17 protein-coding genes and 1 pseudogene are annotated in these 18,836 nt (G+C 71.1%); 13 read left to right on the forward strand and 5 right to left on the reverse strand.

Features of this window, described 5'->3' with window-relative positions:
• Positions 1 to 101 precede the first annotated feature (101 nt).
• The 4 genes and pseudogenes from LUTJ29_RS18980 to LUTJ29_RS0106375 all read left to right on the forward strand — a co-directional run.
• Positions 102 to 944, forward strand: a pseudogene (locus tag LUTJ29_RS18980) (sugar phosphate isomerase/epimerase); the annotation flags it as partial.
• A 45-nt stretch (positions 945 to 989) separates the two neighbouring features.
• Entirely contained in the window at positions 990 to 1,577 is a 588-nt protein-coding gene (locus tag LUTJ29_RS18985; protein ID WP_255327199.1) for a DUF1080 domain-containing protein, read from the forward strand.
• A complete protein-coding gene (locus tag LUTJ29_RS0106370; RefSeq protein ID WP_027071801.1) occupies positions 1,574 to 3,253 on the forward strand; it encodes a GMC family oxidoreductase in 1,680 nt (559 codons plus the stop codon). The genes LUTJ29_RS18985 and LUTJ29_RS0106370 overlap by 4 nt, the downstream gene beginning before the upstream one ends.
• Entirely contained in the window at positions 3,253 to 4,035 is a 783-nt protein-coding gene (locus tag LUTJ29_RS0106375; protein WP_051322764.1) for a gluconate 2-dehydrogenase subunit 3 family protein, read from the forward strand. Before LUTJ29_RS0106370 ends, LUTJ29_RS0106375 begins: the two co-directional genes overlap by 1 nt.
• A 57-nt stretch (positions 4,036 to 4,092) precedes the next feature.
• Here the strand turns inward: LUTJ29_RS0106375 and LUTJ29_RS0106380 are convergent, their stop codons facing one another.
• Genes LUTJ29_RS0106380 through LUTJ29_RS0106395 form a run of 4 tightly spaced genes read right to left on the reverse strand, consistent with a single transcriptional unit; the run spans position 4,093 to position 7,985 of the window.
• Entirely contained in the window at positions 4,093 to 4,875 is a 783-nt protein-coding gene (locus LUTJ29_RS0106380) for a DUF1080 domain-containing protein (protein WP_051322788.1), read from the reverse strand.
• A complete protein-coding gene (locus LUTJ29_RS0106385; RefSeq protein ID WP_027071804.1) occupies positions 4,875 to 5,450 on the reverse strand; it encodes a gluconate 2-dehydrogenase subunit 3 family protein in 576 nt (191 codons plus the stop codon). The genes LUTJ29_RS0106380 and LUTJ29_RS0106385 overlap by 1 nt, the downstream gene beginning before the upstream one ends.
• A complete protein-coding gene (locus LUTJ29_RS0106390) occupies positions 5,450 to 7,135 on the reverse strand; it encodes a GMC family oxidoreductase (protein ID WP_027071805.1) in 1,686 nt (561 codons plus the stop codon). Before LUTJ29_RS0106390 ends, LUTJ29_RS0106385 begins: the two co-directional genes overlap by 1 nt.
• Before the next feature lie 31 nt (positions 7,136 to 7,166).
• Entirely contained in the window at positions 7,167 to 7,985 is an 819-nt protein-coding gene (locus LUTJ29_RS0106395) for a TIM barrel protein (protein ID WP_232221168.1), read from the reverse strand.
• A 572-nt stretch (positions 7,986 to 8,557) separates the two neighbouring features.
• Here LUTJ29_RS0106395 and LUTJ29_RS0106400 point away from each other — a divergent pair.
• The 4 genes from LUTJ29_RS0106400 to LUTJ29_RS0106415 all read left to right on the forward strand — a co-directional run bounded on the left by LUTJ29_RS0106400 (position 8,558) and on the right by LUTJ29_RS0106415 (position 12,243).
• Positions 8,558 to 8,815 (forward strand): helix-turn-helix domain-containing protein, encoded by a 258-nt coding sequence (locus LUTJ29_RS0106400; RefSeq protein ID WP_027071807.1) that lies wholly within the window; start codon positions 8,558 to 8,560, stop codon positions 8,813 to 8,815.
• A gap of 3 nt (positions 8,816 to 8,818) precedes the next feature.
• Positions 8,819 to 10,528, forward strand: a complete 1,710-nt coding sequence (gene sulP, locus LUTJ29_RS0106405; protein ID WP_051322765.1) for a sulfate permease — start codon at positions 8,819 to 8,821, stop codon at positions 10,526 to 10,528.
• 48 nt (positions 10,529 to 10,576) lie between these two features.
• Positions 10,577 to 11,392 (forward strand): bifunctional hydroxymethylpyrimidine kinase/phosphomethylpyrimidine kinase, encoded by an 816-nt coding sequence (gene thiD, locus LUTJ29_RS0106410; RefSeq protein WP_027071809.1) that lies wholly within the window; start codon positions 10,577 to 10,579, stop codon positions 11,390 to 11,392.
• An 89-nt stretch (positions 11,393 to 11,481) separates the two neighbouring features.
• Complete coding sequence (locus tag LUTJ29_RS0106415; RefSeq protein WP_232221162.1) at positions 11,482 to 12,243, forward strand: alpha/beta fold hydrolase; 762 nt, start codon at positions 11,482 to 11,484, stop codon at positions 12,241 to 12,243.
• Here LUTJ29_RS0106415 and galE read toward each other — a convergent pair.
• Positions 12,231 to 13,244, reverse strand: coding sequence for a UDP-glucose 4-epimerase GalE (galE, locus tag LUTJ29_RS0106420; protein WP_027071811.1), 1,014 nt, complete (start codon positions 13,242 to 13,244; stop codon positions 12,231 to 12,233). The two genes, LUTJ29_RS0106415 and galE, sit on opposite strands and share 13 nt — an antisense overlap.
• Before the next feature lie 188 nt (positions 13,245 to 13,432).
• Here galE and LUTJ29_RS0106425 point away from each other — a divergent pair, with 188 nt between their 5' ends.
• From LUTJ29_RS0106425 to LUTJ29_RS16455, 5 genes are all read left to right on the forward strand, one after another.
• Positions 13,433 to 14,722, forward strand: coding sequence for a nucleotide sugar dehydrogenase (locus LUTJ29_RS0106425; protein WP_027071812.1), 1,290 nt, complete (start codon positions 13,433 to 13,435; stop codon positions 14,720 to 14,722).
• A 17-nt stretch (positions 14,723 to 14,739) separates the two neighbouring features.
• A complete protein-coding gene (locus LUTJ29_RS0106430) occupies positions 14,740 to 15,747 on the forward strand; it encodes an NAD-dependent epimerase (protein WP_027071813.1) in 1,008 nt (335 codons plus the stop codon).
• A 95-nt stretch (positions 15,748 to 15,842) separates the two neighbouring features.
• Positions 15,843 to 16,463: an XrtA/PEP-CTERM system exopolysaccharide export protein gene (locus LUTJ29_RS0106435; RefSeq protein ID WP_084524715.1), complete on the forward strand. Its 621-nt coding sequence runs from the start codon at positions 15,843 to 15,845 to the stop codon at positions 16,461 to 16,463.
• A complete protein-coding gene (locus LUTJ29_RS0106440) occupies positions 16,463 to 18,046 on the forward strand; it encodes an XrtA system polysaccharide chain length determinant (RefSeq protein ID WP_084524717.1) in 1,584 nt (527 codons plus the stop codon). Before LUTJ29_RS0106435 ends, LUTJ29_RS0106440 begins: the two co-directional genes overlap by 1 nt.
• A 10-nt stretch (positions 18,047 to 18,056) precedes the next feature.
• Positions 18,057 to 18,821 carry a CpsD/CapB family tyrosine-protein kinase gene (locus LUTJ29_RS16455; RefSeq protein ID WP_051322767.1) on the forward strand — a complete coding sequence of 255 codons (765 nt, stop codon included), beginning with the start codon at positions 18,057 to 18,059 and terminating at the stop codon, positions 18,819 to 18,821.
• Positions 18,822 to 18,836 lie beyond the last annotated feature (15 nt).

Consider the following 18,836-nt stretch of genomic DNA (forward strand, 5'->3'; position numbering starts at 1 on the left):
GCGCCGGGAGCGGTTCCCGGCTGCGCCCGTACCCTCGGCCTGCCGCGCGGCGTGCGCCTGGCGGGCTCCATCCACCGTCACCCCGACTCCCGGAGGACACCATGACGAACGTCGCCCTGCGCAGGATCGCGGTCGCCGCGCTCGCGCTGTGCACCGCCCTGCCCGCCTTCGCGCGCGGCGGGGATGCCGATGCCGGCCCCATCGCCGTGCAGATGTACACGCTGCGCAACGCCGGCTCGCTCGAGGACCAGCTGAGGATCGTCCAGGACGCGGGCGTCCGCGCGGTGGAAACGGTGGGCACCCAGAACGTGCCGGCCGATGAACTGAAGCGGCTGCTGGAGCAGTACGGCATCCAGCCGGTCTCGGCCCACGTGGCGCTGACCGAGCTGCGCGACGACATCGACGGCGTGGTGGCGTTCCATCGCGCCATCGGCAACAGGGTGCTGGTGGTGCCCTGGCTGCAGGAAGCCGAACGGCCGGCCGACGCGGAGGGCTGGCGGGCGCTGGGCCGCGAACTGGGCGACCTCGCCCGGCGGCTGCAGGCAATGGACATGCAGCTGGCCTACCACAACCACGATTTCGAGCTGGTCGACTTCGACGGCAAGACGGGCCTGGAGCTGCTGTTCGAGGCCGCCGGCCCCGCGCTCGCCGTCGAGCTCGACCTCGCCTGGGTGGCGCGCGCCGGCCGCGATCCGGCGCAGTTCCTCGGCAGGTTCCCCGGGCGCGTGTTCGCGGTCCACGCCAAGGACAACGCGCCCGACGGCCAGGCGCGCGACGAACAGGGCTTCGCCGCCCTGGGCCAGGGCGTCCTCGACTGGGATGCCATCCTGCCGGCGGCGGCGGACGTGGGCGTGCAGTGGTACATCATCGAGCACGACCTGCCGCGCGATGCCGCCGCCGTCGTCGCCGCGGGCGCGGACTTCCTGCGCGAGCGCGTCGCGGCGGACAACCAGCTGACCGCGCAGGAACGGGAGGCCGGCTGGCAACTGCTGTTCGACGGCAGGGACCTGTCGCAGTGGCGCAACTTCAAGCAAGACGGTGTCAGCGACCAGTGGGTCGTCGAGGACGGCGCCATCAAGCTCGCCGGCGCGGGCGGAGGCGACCTCGTGACCCGGGCCCGCTACGGGGATTTCGACCTGCGTCTGGACTGGAAGATCTCGGAGGGCGGCAACAGCGGCATCTTCATCCTCGCCGACGAAACCGGCGAGCACATCTACTCGCACGCACCCGAAATCCAGATCCTCGACAACGAGCGCCATCCGGACAACAAACTGGACACCCATCTGTCCGGCTCCCTGTACGACCTGATCGCCTCGCCCGCGGCGTCGCACCGGCCCGCCGGCGAATGGAACCGCGTCCGCATCGTGCATGACCGGGGCCAGCTCACCATCTGGCAGAACGGCGTGCAGACGGCCTCGGTGCGGATCCACGGCCCGGAGTGGCAGCGCCTGGTGGCCGCCAGCAAGTTCGCCGGCTGGCCCGGCTTCGCCGCCAACGACAGCGGCCACATCGGCCTGCAGGACCACGGCGACGTGGTGTGGTTCAAGAACCTCAAGATCAAAGAACTCAACCGATGAGCGATCCCGACTACGAGGTACTGGTCGTCGGCTCCGGCGCCGGCGGCGCCATGGCCGCGTACGAGCTGACACGCCAGGGCGTCAGGGTGCTGATGCTCGAGGCCGGCCGCCACTACGACCCCAGGACCGAAACGCCCATGTTCCGGCGCAACGCCGACGCGCCGCTCATGGGCGCCGCCACGCCGGACAAGGACTTCGGTTACTACGACGCCACCGTCGACGGCGGCTGGCAGGTGCCGGGCGAGCCCTACACCACGGCCGAAGGCAGCGAGTTCCTGTGGTGGCGCTCGCGCATGCTCGGTGGCCGCACCAACCACTGGGGCCGCTATTCGCTGCGCTTCAGCCACCACGACTTCAAGGGCAGGAGCCGCGACGGGCTGGGCGCCGACTGGCCGTTCGACTACGACGAGCTCGCTCCCTGGTACGACAGGACCGAGGCCCTGATCGGCGTATGCGGCACGAACACCGGCCTGGACGACATGCCGCCGTCTTCGGAAGGGGTCCTGCAGCCACCGCCCAGGCCCCGGATACCCGAGCTGCTCGTCGCGGCCGCGGCGAAGAAGCTCGGCATCAAGGCGGTGCCGATGCACCGGGCCGTGCTGACCAGGCCGCTGGACGACCGCGCGCCCTGCTTCTACGCCACGCCTTGCGGCTACGGCTGCTCGATCGGCGCCGCCTTCCAGACCACCACCTCGCTGCTGCCGATGGCCCAGGCCACCGGCCGACTGCGCATCATCACCGACGCCATGGTCAAGACCGTGACCACCGATGCCGACGGCCGCGTCACCGGCGTGAACTACATCGACAAGACCACCGGCTCCGAGCGCCGGCTGGACGCGAAGGTGGTGGTGCTGGCCGCCAGCGCCTGCGAGTCCGCGCGCATCCTGCTCAACTCGAAGACGGCCAGCCATCCCGACGGGGTGGCCAATTCCAGCGGCCAGGTCGGCCGCAACCTGATGGACTCGACCGGCGCGAGCCTGACCGCGCTGGTCCCTGCACTGATGAACCGCCCGCGCTACAACGAGGACGGCCATACCGCCAACCACCTGTTCATCCCCTGGTGGGGACACGAGGCCCAGGCCCGGGGCGAGCTGGATTTCCCGCGCGGATACCACTTCGAGCTGGGCGGACGCTTCGGCGAACCGGGCGCCTACGTCGGCGGCGACCTGCAAGGCTACGGCCCGGCGCTGAAGCAGCAGGTGCGCGCGCACTACGGCGCCTACGTCACGTTCGCGCTGCGCGGCGAGATGCTGCCGAACGAGCACTGCTACATGGACATCGACCCGGAGGTCACCGACAAATGGGGCATCCCGGTGCCGCGTTTCCACTGGCGATGGTCCTCACATGAACTCAGGCAGGTCGCGCACGGCCTGAAGACCGCGAAGGCCATCCTGGAAACCATGGGCGCGACCGTCGGCGAGCTGCCGCCACCCGAAGAGGCGATCAGGAAGGGGGGCGAGATCATCCACGAGGTGGGGACGACCCGGATGGGCGATTCCCCCAGGGACTCGGTGACCAACCAGTGGGGCCAGACCTGGGACTGCCCCAACCTGTTCGTGATGGACGGCGGCGTGTTCGCCTCCAACCCGCACAAGAACTGCACCCTGACGATCATGACGCTCGCAATGCGCAACAGCGCCTGGCTGGCTGGCCAACTCAAGGCGGGGAGGCTGTGATGCGCAAGCCACCGAATGACCAGGACATCGCCGTCCAGGCCGAAGGCGCCGCCCCCGCCTATGCGAACAGGCTCAGCCGGCGCGAGTCCCTGAAGCTGATGGCCGCGCTGGCCGCCAGCGCCATGCTGCCTGCGCTGGCAGCCGGCGCCTCGGCGGAAGACGCCGGCGCCGGCGCGGAGGACGGGCACTGGCCGGAGCTGGACCTGCCACCGGTGACGGCCAACGGCTACGGCAAGGATCCGGACCTGATGGCGCCTGCGGGCGCGCCCTGGCCGCTGACGCTCACGCCGGCCCAGCTGTCGCTGCTCGCCGTGCTCTCGGACATCATCGTGCCCGCCGAGGGCACGTCGCCTTCGGCGTCCGCCGTGCAGGTCCCGACGGTGATCGACGAATGGGTGAGTGCGCCCTATCCCGACCAGCAGCGCGACCGGGTCACGATCCTGTCGGCCCTGGCCTGGATCGACGACGAAGCCGCGCTGCGCTTCTCCAGGCCGTTCGCCGCGCTGGACACGGCGCAGCAGCTGGCGATCATCGACGACATCGCCTACCGCACCGACCAGACCCCGCGCCGGTTCCAGCGAATCGCCGCCGCGTTCTCGCGGCTGCGCAACCTGGTGCTGGCCGCCTACTTCTGCACGCCCGAAGGCATGGAGGACATCGGCTACCTGGGCAACGTGGCCATCGCCGGGGACTACCCCGGTCCGACGCCGGAGGCCTATCGCCACCTGGAGACGGTGCTGGCGGAACTCGGGTTGAGCGGGTTCGCCTATCCCGTGGACTAGTCGTCGCCGCGCGCGCCGGGGCGGCCGACTGCCCGGCCGCCGGCCCCGCGCGGGGCCTCAGCGCGCCTGGAGTTCCCGCGCCCAGATGTTGCGGAAGCTGACCTCGGAGCCGTGGTCCTGGAGGTAGATCGGCGCGCAGCCGTGCGGGGCGTAGCTCGGCGCGCCGCGGTACTCCGTGGTGCCGGCGATGACCGTGTCGTCCTGCACCAGCACGCCGTTGTGCAGCACGGTGATGCGCGCCGGGGCCAGTAGCCCGCCGCCGTCGGAAAAGCGCGGCGCCTTCCAGATGATGTCGTAGGCCTGCCACTCGCCCGGCGGGCGCGAGGCGTTCACCAGCGGGATCGCCTGCTTGTAGATCGAGGCCGCCTGGCCGTTGGCGTAGGTGGGGTTGTCGTAGCTGTCGAGCACCTGCAGTTCGTAGCGTTCCTGCAGGAAGATGCCGCTGTTGCCGCGGTCCTGTCCGTCGAATCCGCGGGTCCCGGCCGGCGTGCGCCACTCGATGTGCAGCTGGATGTCGCAGAAGTCCCGGCGGGTGCGGATGCCCCCGGTGCCGGGCACGACGGTCATCGCGCCGTCGGCCACCTTCCACGGGGCGTCGCCGCCCCGCTCCGATTCCCACGCCGCCAGGCCGGAGCCGTCGAACAGCACCACCGCGTCCGAGGGCGCCGCCCCGACGGGCGTGGCCACGACCGGCGGCACCGGCGTCCAGGCCTCGGTCTTTTCCGGATCGGCGGACGGGTCGTGGGCCAGTGCCACCGCGGCCGCCAGCACGCCGCCGGCCAGCACGCCGGCGCGCACGGCCGTGGCCCTGCGGCACGGATGGAAAGAGGCCGCGCGCATCACCGCGTCGCCCATGCCGGCGTGCCCGGCTCGTAGGGCAGGTCGCCGTCGTAGTGGCCCGGCACCGGGTCGTAGCGCAGCACCTGGGTCGCGCCGACCTCCGAGGTGAAGAAGCTGAAGATCACCAGCTGCTTGATCATCGTGAACCAGTGCACCCCGCCCGCGCTGCCCGACCCGTCGGCGGACACCCAGGCCCCGCGGGCACGCTCGGCGGCCTCGCGGTCCGCTTCGGTGAGCAGCTGCAGGCGGTCGGCCTGCGGCAGGGACAGGAAGCTGCCGCCGGCGCGCCGGTCCAGCTCGACCAGTCCTGCGCGGAACGCGGCCTGGTCCTCGGGGCCGTAGCAGTCGGTGACGAAGCGCGCCATGAACGCGCCCACCTCCGCGTCCTTCGCCCCGGGCGTGTCGGTGCGCGGGATGATCGCCTCGGCGATCTCGTCGAGCAGCGCCACGTCCCGTGCGCCGAAGGCGGTGGCGCCCGGTTCCGCCGGCGCCTGCGCCACGAGGAGGGCCGGATTGCCCACCATCGCCACGCCGGTGGCGGCCGCGATCATCTTCAGCAGTTCACGACGTTCCATCACAGGTTCCCCGCCTTGAGTTCGCGCACCGCATGGTCGGCGGCGCGCGCGGTCAGCGCCATGTAGGTGAGCGACGGATTGACGCAGCTGGCCGAGGTCATGCAGGCGCCGTCGGTCACGTACACGTTCGGCGCGTCCCACACCTGGTTGTGCGCGTTGAGCACCGAGGTCTTCGGGTCGCGGCCCATGCGCGCGGTGCCCATCTCATGGATGCCCCGGCCGGGGGCGTAGTTGCCCTCGTAGGTCCGCACGTCGCGCACGCCCGCCGCCTCCAGCATCTCGGCGGCATCGGCGGCCATGTCCTTGCGCATGGCGCGCTCGTTGTCGCGGATCGAGACGTCCATCGCCAGCACCGGCAGGCCCCACTTGTCGCGCACGCTGTGGTCCAGGCGGATGGTGTTGTCGTGGTAGGGCAGCATCTCGCCGAAGGCAGTCATGCCGATGGTCCAGGCGCCCGGGGTGCTCAGCGCCTCCTTGAGCCCGGTGCCGATCCCCAGTTCGGCCACGGCCCGCGACCAGCCCTCGCGGCCCGCCCCGCCCTGGTAGCCGAACCCGCGCAGGTACTCGCGCCGGTCGTTGCCGACGTTGCGGAAGCGCGGGATGTAGAAGCCGCACGGCCGGCGTCCGGAGTAGTACCGGTCCTCGTAGCCGTCGACCACACCCTGAGCGCCGACCTCGAAGTGGTGGTCCATGACGTTGTGGCCCAGTTCCCCCGACGAGGAGCCCAGCCCGCCTTCCCACACGTCGGTGGCAGAGTTCATCAGGATCCAGGTCGAGTTGAACGCCGACGCGTTGAGGAAGATGACCCTGGCCGTGTACTGGTAGGTCAGGCCGGTCTCGGCGTCGATGATCTCCACCCCGCGGGCACGCTTGCGGTCCTTGTCGTACAGCACTTCCTTGACGATCGAGAACGGCCGCAGGGTCAGGTTGCCGGTCTTCATCGCCGCCGGCAACGTGGCCGACTGGGTCGAGAAATAGGCCCCGAACGGGCAGCCCAGGATGCACTTGTTGCGATACTGGCAGTTGGCCCTGCCCTGCTCCGGCCGCGGCTCGGTGATGTTGGCGGTGCGCGAATGGATCAGGCGGCGGCTGCCGCCGAAGGCCTTGAGGATGCGCGCGGCCACGTCCTTCTCGACCACGTTGAGCGGGACCGGCGGCAGGAACTTGCCGTCCGGCAGCACGTCCAGCCCCTCTACCGTGCCGGCGATGCCGGCGAAGGTCTCCACGTAGTCGTACCAGGGCGCGAGGTCCTCGTAGCGGATCGGCCAGTCGACGGCGATGCCCTCGCGCGCATTGGCCTCGAAGTCCATCGGCGAGAAGCGGTAGCTCTGGCGTCCCCACAGCAGCGAGCGGCCGCCGACGTGGTAGCCGCGGAACCAGTCGAAGCGCTTGACTTCCACGTAGGGACATTCGGTTTCGTCGGCCCACATGCCGTCGGTGCTCTCCGACAGCGGGTAGTCCCGGCGCAGCACCGGGTGCGCTTCCTTCATCGCCTGCGTGGGCACGTTGCGGTGCGGATAGTCCCAGGCCTCCTTGTGCGCGTTGACGTAGTCCTTGATGTGCTCGATGTTGCGGCCACGCTCGAGCATGAGCACCTTGAGTCCCTTCTCGGCCAGTTCCTTGGCGGCCCAGCCGCCGCTGATGCCCGAGCCGACGACGATCGCGTCGTAATGGTTGTTCGCCATGTATGACTGATTCCTGGAAGTGGGCCGATGGTTACACGTCGCACAGGCCGATGGCTTCGCGCAGGGAGGCGACCGGATCGGGCGCCGAGGGCATGAACTCCTGCGCGATGTATCCGTCGAAGCCGGTGTCGCGGATCGCGCGGCAGATCGCGGGGTAGTTGAGCTCCTGGTCCGGCCCGATCTCGTGCCGGCCCGGCACGCCCGCGGTGTGGTAGTGCACGAACCAGCGGTGGTGGCGGCGGATGGTGGCGATGATGTCGCCCTCCATGATCTGCATGTGGTAGATGTCGTAGAGCAGGCCGAAGTGGTCCGACCCCAACATCTCGCACAGCGCCACGCCCCAGGCCGAGCGGTCGCAGAGATAGTCGGGATGGTCGACCCGCGAGTTCAGCAGTTCCATCACCAGCCTGACGCCGCGCTTCTCGGCATGGCCGAGGATGCGCTTGAGGCCGGCGGCCGCGTTGGCCATGCCCTCGTCCGGGTCCATGCCGGCGCGGTTGCCGGAGAAGCAGATCAGGTTGCGGTAGCCGGCGTCGGCCACCAGGTCGATGTGGCGGGTGTAGCGCGCCACCAGTTCATCGTGGAAGCGCGTGTCCGCGAACCCCTTCTCCAGCCCGAGTTCGGCGCCGTTGCACATCGAGCTGTCCACGCCGTGCGCCTTGAGCACGGGCCAGTCGTCCGGGCCGACCAGGTCGATGGCGGCAAAGCCGATCTGCCTCACCGTGCGGCACAGCGCGTCGATGGGCATCCGGCCGAACGTCCAGCGCGCCACCGAGTGCTTCAGGTTGCCCTTCAGCGGCTGCCCGGGGGGAGCGGGCGTCGCGGCGAGCCCGGAGGCGGCCAGTCCCAGCGCGCCGGCGGTGGCGGCGCGCAGCGCGTCGCGCCGGGTGAGTCGAACGCTCAAGGCAGTCTCTCCGATCGTGGACCCGGGGCCATCGGCGCGGGGACGCAGCCGCGCGGTCGGCCCGCGGCGCGGACGGGGACCCGGGGCGCGCCCCTCGGACGCCGCGGGGCCGGACCCGGCGGGACGGATCGTGAAGCGTCGCGTGTCCGGATCCGCCTCCGGGCCACGTGCAACGTGCCCGGCCGGCCCGCAGGGGTCCTCATCATCCACCGGCCTCCCAACCAGTCGAAGCACGCGGATCCGCGTGAATGCAATCGATTGCACGATAACAACGATGGCCCCGATTGCAAGTTACTCCAGTCACGATGGGCACGACCCGCGCGGCACGCGGCCCCTGCCCCCCGGGGGGCGCTTGCCACAGCCGCGGACGCGGGCCATGGGCTCGACCGCGGACATGGCCTGCCCGGGTTCCTTGACGATCGTCGGCCGCAATGATGTTCTGCACATCATTACTTACGTACTATCCTTGTCTTTGCACTCGCAAGACCCTATATTTGCCGCATGAGGTTCCAGCGTCCATGATGACTTCGGCCCAGTTGCGCGCCGCGCGCGCCCTGCTCGGCATCGACCAGCGCCGCCTCGCGGAACTGGCGGGCGTGTCCCTGCCCACGATCCAGCGCATGGAGGCCAGCGGCGGCACCGTCCGCGGCGTGGTCTCGAGCCTCACCAAGGTGGTCGAGGCGCTGGACGCGGCGGGCATCGAGCTGATCGGCGACGACCAGCCCAGCACCGGCCGCGGTCGCGGCGTGCGCCTGAAGGAGCGGACGGACGGCTGAGCCATGGCGCAGTTCGACTTCCGCCGCTACCTGCCGCAATTCGAACCCAAGCTCGTCACGGTGATGCGCGAGGGCTACAGCCTCGCCTCGCTGCGCGCCGACGCCATCGCCGGCCTGACCGTCGCGATCGTCGCCCTGCCGCTGGCGATGGCGCTGGCGATCGCCTCGGGCACCACGCCCGCGGTGGGCCTGCACACCGCCATCGTCGCCGGCTTCCTGATCTCCGCCCTGGGCGGTTCGCGGGTGCAGATCGGCGGCCCGACCGCGGCCTTCATCCCGGTCGTGTTCGTGGTGATCCAGCAGCACGGCATGGGCGGCCTGATCCTGTGCACGCTGATGGCCGGCCTGATGCTGATCGCCGCCGGCCTGCTGCGCCTGGGCACGCTGATGCGCTACATGCCGCAGCCGGTGATCACCGGCTTCACCGCCGGCATCGCGGTCAGCATCTTCTCCAGCCAGGTCAAGGACGCGCTGGGCCTGGACATGGCCGACGTGCCAGCCGAGTTCCTGCCGCGCTGGAAGGCCTACGCCGCCCACCTCGGCACCCTCGAACCGGCGGCGCTGGCGCTGACCGTGCTCGGCCTGGCGATGATCCTCGGCCTGCGCCGCTGGCGCCCGTCCTGGCCCGGGTTCCTGATCGCGCTGGCGGTGTGCACCGTCGCCGGCACCCTGCTCGCGCTGCCCGCCGAGACCATCGGCAGCCGCTTCGGCGACCTGCCGGCCACGCTTCCGCAGTTCGAGGTCCCGCGCATTCCGTTCGAGCGCACGTTCGAACTGATGCCCAGCGCCTTCACCATCGCCTTCCTGGCCGGCGTGGAATCGCTGCTGTCGGCGGTGGTCGCCGACGGCATGACCGGCGGCCGCCACCGCTCCAACGCCGAGCTGGTGGCGCAGGGCGTGGCCAACGTCGGCTCCGCCCTCATCGGCGGCCTGCCCGCGACCGGCGCGCTGGCGCGCACCGCCACCAACGTGCGTGCCGGCGGACGCACGCCCGTGGCCGGCATGCTGCACGCGGTGTTCCTGCTGCTGTTCATGCTGATCCTGGCGCCGCTGATGCGCTACGTGCCGCTGGCGGCGCTGGCGGCGGTGTTGCTGGTGGTGGCCTGGAACATGGCGGAGGTGCAGCAGTTCCGGAACACGCTGTCGGCGCCGGTCGGCGACCGCATCGTGCTGCTGGCGACCTTCGTGCTGACCGTGCTGTTCGACCTCACCATCGCGATCGAGGTCGGCGTGGTGCTGGCGGCGCTGGTGTTCATGGTGCGCATGTCCGAGGCGGTGGAGCTGCGCGCCGAGGCCGGCGCACCGCCGGACGAGGAGGCCGTCGGCGACGAGGGCTTCGCCCAGCGCGCCAACCTGCCCCGGGGCGTGGAGGTGTACCGTATCGGCGGGCCGCTGTTCTTCGGCGTGGCCGACCGCATCGGCAACCTGCTCGACGGCCTGCCGCAGAAACCGCGGGTGCTGATCCTGCGCATGCGCCAGGTGCCCGTGATCGACGCCAGCGGCGTGCACGCCCTGCGCGCGCTGGCCGACCGCTGCCATCGCCAGGGCATCGCGCTGATCATTTCCGGGCTGCAGCCGCAGCCCAACCGGGTGATCGCGGGGATGCGCCTGGAAAAGGCGCCGGGCGAGGTCCATTTTGCCTCGGGCTTCGAAGCGGCCCTGGCCAAGGCACGCGCACTGCTGGCCGACCACGCGCGCGACGCCGCGCGCTAGGCGGCCCGCCGCCTCCCGCGCGGGCGCGCGGCACGGCACAATGGGGCCATGCCCCCCGAGGTTCCCCCTACCCCCGTCTCGGCGCTGACGATCGCCGGCTCCGACTCCGGCGGCGGCGCCGGCATCCAGGCCGACCTGCGCACCTTCGCCGCGCACGGCGTCCATGGCCTGTCCGCGATCGCCGCCCTCACCGCCCAGCACACGCGCGGCGTCACCGCCGTGCACGTGCCGCCGGTGGAGTTCCTGCGCGCCCAGGTCGACGCCTGCTTCGACGATTTCCAGGTCGGCGCGGTGAAGCTCGGCATGCTCGCCAACGCGCGGGTGATCCACGCCGTCGCCGACGCGCTCGAAGCGCATGCGCCACGCTACCTGGTCCTGGATCCGGTGATGGTCGCCACCTCGGGGGCCAGGCTGCTCGAGGAGGAGGCCCTGGAGGCGATGCGCGCGCGCCTGGTGCCGCGCGCCGACCTGCTGACCCCGAACATCCCCGAGGCCGAGCTGCTCGCCGGCATGCGCATCGGCGACGCCGCCGACGCCGCCCGCGCACTCGACCGCCTGCGGGGCATGGGCTGCCGCGCGGTGCTGCTCAAGGGCGGCCACCTGGACGAGGGCGACGTGGTCGTGGACCGCTACGCCGACGATGCGGGCGTGGCGACGTTCCGCCATCCGCGGCTGGACCTGGAAGGCCACGGCACCGGTTGCACGCTGGCCGCCGCGGTCGCGGCCAACCTGTGCCGCGGGCTGGCGATGCCCGCGGCGGCGGAGGCGGCCATCGCCTATGTCGGGCGGGCGCTGCGCCAGGGCATCCGGCCCGGGCGCGGCACGGTGCTGGTCCTCGACCATTTCGGGGCCGCGCCTCGATGACGCAGGCGGCGCCGCTCCTGGAGCGACAGGTTCGCGCCGCAGACGGCCATCGCTGGACCCTGTTCGCCCGCCTCCCCCCCGAGCCGCGCATGGCCGTGCTCTGGCTGCCTGCGCTGGGCATCGCGGCGCGCCACTACCTGCCGTTCGCCGACGCGCTGGTCCGGCGCGGGGTGGCGGTGTTCCTGCACGAATGGCGGGGCCACGGCTCCAGCAGCCTGCGCGCCGGGCGCCGCAGCGACTGGGGCTACCGCGAACTGCTGGTGCAGGACATTCCCGCCAGCCAGGCGGAAATGGACCGCCTGCTGCCGCCCGGCACGCCCTGCGCGCTCGGCGGTCACAGCCTGGGCGGCCAGCTGGCCTGCTGCCGGCTGGCGCTGGCGCCCGGCACCGCCGCCGCCCTGTGGCTGGTGGCGAGCGGCGCACCCTACTGGCGCGCGTTCCCGATGCCGCACCGGGCCTGGTTGCCGTTCGCGTACCGCTTCCTGCCATGGCTGGCGCGGGTGTGCGGCTACCTGCCCGGGCGCCGGATCGGCTTCGGCGGCAACGAGGCTGCGGGGGTGATCGCGGACTGGGCGCGGACCGCGATCAGCGGCCGCTACGCCGCGCGCGGGCTGGCCCGGGACCTGGACGCCGGCATGGCCGGCCTGGTCCAGCCGGTGCGTGCGCTGTCATTCGCGCGCGACTGGCTCGGCCCCTCCGGCTCGCTGGCGTTCCTGCTCGGCAAGATGCCGTCCGCGACGGCGGCCGTCGCCTGCTTCGACGACCACGCGCTCGGCACGCGCGCCGACCACTACGCGTGGATGAAGGCGCCCGAGGCGGTCGCCGACTGGCTGCTCGCTCAGCCGGCGTAACCGCGCGGATTCATCTGCTGCCAGCGCCAGGCGTCGCGGCACATCGCGTCCACGTCGAGCGTGGCCTTCCATCCCAGCAGCGCCTGCGCCCGCGACGGGTCGGCATAGACCTCGGCCACGTCGCCGTCGCGCCGGCCGACGATCGCGTACGGCACCGCCCGCCCCGACGCGCGTTCGAAGGCCTTGACCAGCTGCAGCACGCTCACCCCGGTACCGGTGCCGAGGTTGACCGTGAAGCCGCGGCCGGTGCGCTCCAGGGTGTCGAGCGCGTCGGCGTGGGCGCGCGCCAGGTCGACCACGTGGATGTAGTCGCGCACGCCGGTGCCGTCGACCGTCGGCCAGTCGCCGCCGAAGATGCTCAGCCGCTCGCGGCGGCCGACTGCGACCTGGCAGATGTAGGGCATCAGGTTGTTGGGGATGCCGGATGGATCCTCGCCGATCAGCCCGGAGGCGTGCGCGCCCACCGGGTTGAAGTAACGCAGGACCGCGGCCTGGAACCCGGGGTCGGCCGCGCACAGGTCGGCGATCAGCTGCTCCATCACCAGCTTGGTGCGGCCGTAGGGGTTGGTCACGCGCAGCGGCGCGTCCTCGGTGACCGGCACCCGGTCGGGGTCGCCGTACACCGTGGCCGAGGAACTGAACACCAGCCGTTTCACGCCAGCCTCCTGCATCGCGCGCAGCAGGTTGAGGGTGCCGGTGATGTTGTTGTCGAAGTAGTCCAGCGGCCGCTCGCAGGACTCGCCCACCGCCTTGAGCGCGGCGAAGTGCAGCACCGCGTCGAAACCGCCGCCGGCGAGCAGCGCCGCCGTGCCCTCCCGGTCGCGCAGGTCCACCTTGTGGAACGCCGGCGCCACGCCGGTGATCTGGCGCAGCCGTTCGAGCACCACCGGCGAGCTGTTGCACAGGTTGTCGGCCACGACCAGGTCGTGGCCGCGCGCGGCCAGTTCCACGCAGGTGTGGCTGCCGATGTAGCCGGCGCCGCCGAAGACCAGGATGCGCATGCGGGATTCCTCGCTGGGTCGCGGCCATTATCGCCGCTGTGGCGGCCGGCGTCGCGGCCGCCATGCCTGTCCTGTCGGCCCCGCGTCCTGCGTTGTGCTTTGGCACATGCGGAACCGCGACTGCGTGGCCGGACGGCCGCCCTGGCCGGTCCGCTAGACTTGGACCGCCACCACACGTCGACGCCCGGATGACCGCACCCCTTCCCGACCGCAACGATATCCGCATCGCCATCATCGGGCTGGGCTACGTCGGCCTGCCGCTGGCCGCCGCCTTCGGCCGCCGCTACCCGACGGTGGGCTTCGACATCGATGCCGCGCGCATCGAGCAGCTGCGCCGCCACCACGACCACACCCTGGAGATGGACGAGGAGGAGCTGCGCGCCTCGGTCCACCTCCAGTGCACGGCCGATCCCGCCGACCTGGCCGGCTGCAACGTGTTCATCGTGACCGTGCCGACCCCGATCGACGAGTACAAGCGCCCCGACCTGCGCCCGCTCGAGTCGGCCAGCCGCACGGTCGGCCGCGCCATCGCCCGCGGCGGGGTCGCGATCTTCGAGTCCACCGTGTACCCGGGCGCGACCGAGGAGGTCTGCGTGCCGATCATCGAGCGCGAGTCGGGCCTGCGCTTCAACGAGGACTTCTACGCCGGCTACAGCCCCGAGCGCATCAACCCGGGCGACAAGCAGCATCGCCTCGAGACCATCCTCAAGGTGACCTCGGGCTCGACGCCCGAGGCCGCGGACTTCATCGACGCGCTGTACGCGAGCGTGGTCACCGCCGGCACCCACAAGGCATCGAGCATCCGCGTGGCAGAGGCGGCCAAGGTGATCGAGAATACCCAGCGCGACGTCAACATCGCCCTGATCAACGAGCTGGCGCTGATCTTCGCCCGGCTCGGCATCGACACCCACGAGGTGCTCGAGGCGGCGGGCACGAAGTGGAACTTCCTGCCGTTCCGGCCCGGCCTGGTCGGTGGCCACTGCATCGGCGTGGATCCCTACTACCTGACCCACAAGGCGCAGCAGATCGGTTACCACCCCGAGGTGATCCTCGCCGGACGCCGGATCAACGACAGCATGGGCGGCCACGTCGCCCAGCGGGTGGTCAAGCTGATGCAGCAGCGCGGCCTGCGCACGACCGGCGCGCGGGTGCTGGTGCTGGGGCTGGCCTTCAAGGAGAACTGCCCCGACCTGCGCAACACCCGCGTGGTGGACATCGTCGACGAGCTGCGAAGCTACAACGTCGAGGTGGACGTGCACGACCCCTGGGTGTCGCCGGAGCAGGCGCGGCACGAGTACGGGATCTCGCCGGTGGCCGAGCCGGCCCCCGGCAGCTACGACGCCGTGGTCCTGGCCGTCGCCCACCGCGAGTTCGTCGCGCTCGGCGGCGACGGGGTGCGCCGCCTGTGCAAACCCGATGCGGTGGTGTTCGACGTCAAGCGCGCGCTGCCGCGCGACTGCGTCGACGGCTGCCTCTGACCTCCACGGAGACTCCCATGCGCGTCCTGGTCACCGGCGCCGCCGGCTTCATCGGTTCCCACCTCAGCGCGCGCCTCGTCGAGCGCGGCGACGAGGTCCTGGGCTTCGACAACCTCAACAACTACTACGACCCCTCGCTCAAGCAGGCGCGCCTGGACCGGCTGCTGCCGCTGCCGGGGTTCTCCTTCGTCAAGGGTTCGCTCGAGGACCGCGGCACGGTCGAGCGCGCGTTCGCCAACTTCCGCCCGCAGCGGGTGGTGAACCTGGCCGCGCAGGCCGGGGTGCGCTACTCGCTCGAGAACCCGCACGCCTACATCGACAGCAACATCGTCGGCTTCACCAACATCCTCGAGGCCTGCCGCCACGGAGGCGTCGAGCACCTGGTCTACGCCTCGTCGAGCTCGGTGTACGGCGCCAACCGCAAGCTGCCGTTCGCGGTCGAGGACAGCGTCGACCACCCGGTCAGCCTGTACGCGGCGACCAAGAAGGCCAACGAGCTGATGGCGCACACCTACAGCCACCTGTTCGGGCTGCCGACCACCGGCCTGCGCTTCTTCACCGTGTACGGCCCCTGGGGCCGGCCGGACATGGCGCTGTTCCTGTTCACCCGCAACATCCTCGAAGGCAAGCCGATCGACGTCTTCAACCACGGCCGCCACACGCGCGACTTCACCTACATCGACGACATCGTCGAAGGCGTGATCCGGACCCTGGACCGCGTGCCTGGCCCGGACCCGGACTACGACCCTCTGCACCCCAACCCGGGCTCGTCGAGCGCGCCGTGGCGGGTCTACAACATCGGCAACCACCAGCCGGTCGAGCTGCTGCGCTACATCGAGGTGCTGGAGGAATGCCTGGGCCGCAAGGCCGAGCGCAACCTGCTGCCGATGCAGCCGGGGGACGTGCCCGACACCTGCGCCGACGTCAACGCCCTGGAGCGCGACACCGGCTACCGGCCGTCCACCCCGATCGAGACCGGGGTGCGCAACTTCGTGGACTGGTACCGGGCCTACTACCGGACCTGAACGCGGCACGGTCGCGCGCGTCCCCCGCCGGCTGTCCGCACCGGCGCCCTTCCTGCGTTTGTCTGCGTAACGGAAACACCCCAGGGGATACACCCATGCGCACGTTCCGCATCGTCGCGGCCTTCCTGCTCCTGTCCGTCCTCGCCGCCTGTTCCACCGGCGTGCAGCGCGCCTCCACCCCGCCGCCGCCGGTCGAGGCGCTGGTGTCGGACTACCTGATCGGCGTCGACGACGAGGTCCAGGTGTCGGTCTGGCGCAACCCCGAGCTGGGCATCACCGTGCCGGTGCGCCCGGACGGCAAGATCTCGGTGCCGCTGGTCGGCGACGTGGTCGCCGGCGGCCGCACGCCCGACCAGGTCGCGGCCGATATCCAGGAGAAGCTTGGCGCGTACGTGCGCGACCCGCAGGTGGCGGTGATCCTGACCCAGCTGCGCAGCCACGAGTACCTCTCGCGGGTGCGGGTCACGGGCGCCGTGCGCCAGCCGGTGTCGATCCCGTACCGCCAGGGCATGACCGTGCTCGACGCGATCCTGGCCGCCGGCGGCCTGACCGAGTTCGCCGCGCCCGACCGCGCCGACCTGTTCCGCCGCAACGAAGACAATTCGACCTCGTCGTACGCGGTGCGCCTTGACCGCATCCTCAACCGCGGCGACCTGTCGACCAATTACCCCGTCGCCCCCGGCGACGTGATCACCGTCCCCGAGCGCACCTTCTGATGGCTTCCACCCCGATTCCCGCGAACCGGCCCCTGCTGCAGGCGCGCAAGGTCGACGTCCTGCCCCCGGACGAACTCCTCGTCATCCTGTTCAAGGAGGCGCGCAAGCGCGTCGTGGCGATCGCGGCCACGTTCGCCGTGGTCATGCTGCTGACCCTGGTCGTGGGCCTGCTGGTGATCCCGCGCAACTACACCTCGTCGACGACGATCCTGGCCCAGGACAGCGACATCATCCAGCCGCTGCTGGAGGGCCGCGCGGTTCCGACGGGGGTGTCCGACCGCGCCGGCCGCGCGCGCCAGATCGTCTACAGCACGCGCGTGCTCGACCGCATCCTCGAGATCGGCGGCTGGGACGTCGGGAACATGAGCCCCATCCAGCGCGACAAGCTCATGGAGGACATCCGCAAGAACACGATGGTCAGCATCCCGCGCGGCGACCTGGTCCAGATCGATTACCGGGACACCGACCCTGAGCGTGCGTTCCGGGTCACCGACGCCTTCAGCGCGCTGTTCATCGAGGAGACGCTGGCGACCAAGGCGCGCGAGAGCCGCGAAGCCTACGAGTTCATCGACAAGCAGGTCAACGAGTACCACGCCAAGCTGACCGAAGCCGAACAGAAGCTGCAGGACTACCGCTCGCGCAACGCCGACGCGCAGCCGGGCAGCGCCACCGACGTCAACTCCCGCATCACCTCGCTGCGCAGCCAGGTCGAGCAGGCGCGAATGGAACTGCTGGAGCACGAGTCGCGCCAGGCCGCGATCGAGGCCCAGCTCTCGGGCGAATCCGCGGTCACCGCGGTGCAGACCCGCGAGAACCTCTACAACACCCAGCTGATCGAGCTGCGCGCCGAGCTCGACCGCCTGCTGCTCGCCTTCACCGAGCGCCACCCCGACGTGGTCCGGGTGCGGCACCAGATCGAGGACGTCCAGCGGGCGCTGGCCGCGGAGCAGCAACGCCGCCTGCAGGGCGGCGGCGGCCCGCAGTCGGAGGATGCGCAGCTCAACCCGCTGTACAACGAGCTTCGCAGCCAGCTGGCCCAGGCCAAGCGCGAGGCGGCCGCGATCCGTTCGCGCATGGGCGTGGCCCAGTCCCTGCTCGACCAGGAGCTCGACCGCAGCCGCCGGATCGCGGCCTCCGAGAGCGTGCTGGCCGAGCTGACCCGCGACTACGAGGTCAACCGCGAGATCTACCAGGACCTGCTGCGCAGGCGCGAGAACGCGCGCGTGTCGATGGGCCTGGACCAGGAGAACCGCGGCCTGACCCTGCGCGTGCAGGACCCGGCCACCATGCCGCTGCGCCCCAGCGGATTGCGCTTCATGCACATCGCCGCCGCGGGCGCCGTCCTCGCGATCGGCCTGCCGCTCGGGCTGCTGTTCCTGCTGGTCCGCTTCGACCCGCGGGTCCGCTCGCCCCGCCAGATCCAGCAGCGCACGGGCTACCCGCTGCTGACCGTGATCCCGGCCTACCCGACCCCGCGGGAGCGGCGGCGCCAGTCGTTCCGGCTCGTGGCCAGCGTCGCGATGGTGGCCAGCGTGTTCGTGGTCTACGGACTGGTCTTCGCCTTCAAGCTCGCCACCGCGTGAGCGCCGACTCATGCAATTCGACCTCCGCCAGGACAGCCAGATGAATGCCATTCCAGACGACGCGGCCGAACAGCGCGGTCCCGTGACCTCGCGATCGATCGTCCGCGCCACCGAGCCGCAGGCGCTCACCACCCGCGCTCTCGAGGAACGGCGCCTGATCCACCGCAACGACTCGGCGCGGGTCCAGGCCGACGCCTTCCGCGACCTGCGCACGCGCCTGCTGGCGCTGCGCGGCGACACCAACTTCGTCACCCTGGTCGCCCCTGTCGTCCCCGGCTGCGGCGGCAGCTTCGTGGCCCGGAACCTTGCCGCGGCCTTCGCCTTCGACGAGACCAAGATCGCGACCCTGGTCGACTGCGACGCGCTCCACCCGGCCCAGCACATGGCGCTGGACATCGACGCGGCCTCCGGCGGCCTGATGGACTACATCGAAGGCAACGCCGGCGATCTCCAGCACGTGCATTACCGCACCGGCCTGCCGCGCCTTTACCTGGTCCCTTCGGGCAGCGTGCGCGAGATCACCGGCGAGTCGTTCTCCTCGATGCGCATGCGCACCCTGGTGGACTCGCTGCGCAGCAGCCATTCCAACCGCTACGTGGTCCTCGACAGCCCGCCGGTGCTGCGCTCGCCCGACGCGCGGATCCTGTCCGACCTCGCCGACCTGGTCGTCCTGGTGGCCGGCTACGGGCGCGTGACCACGGACCAGATCGAAAAGGCCGCCTCCAACTTCGATCCCGAGAAGCTGGCCGGCGTCGTCTTCAACGACATCCACTGACCTGCAACGGACAGT

Origin of the sequence: Luteimonas sp. J29 (assembly GCF_000472505.1) — a bacterium.
Lineage (GTDB): Bacteria > Pseudomonadota > Gammaproteobacteria > Xanthomonadales > Xanthomonadaceae > Luteimonas.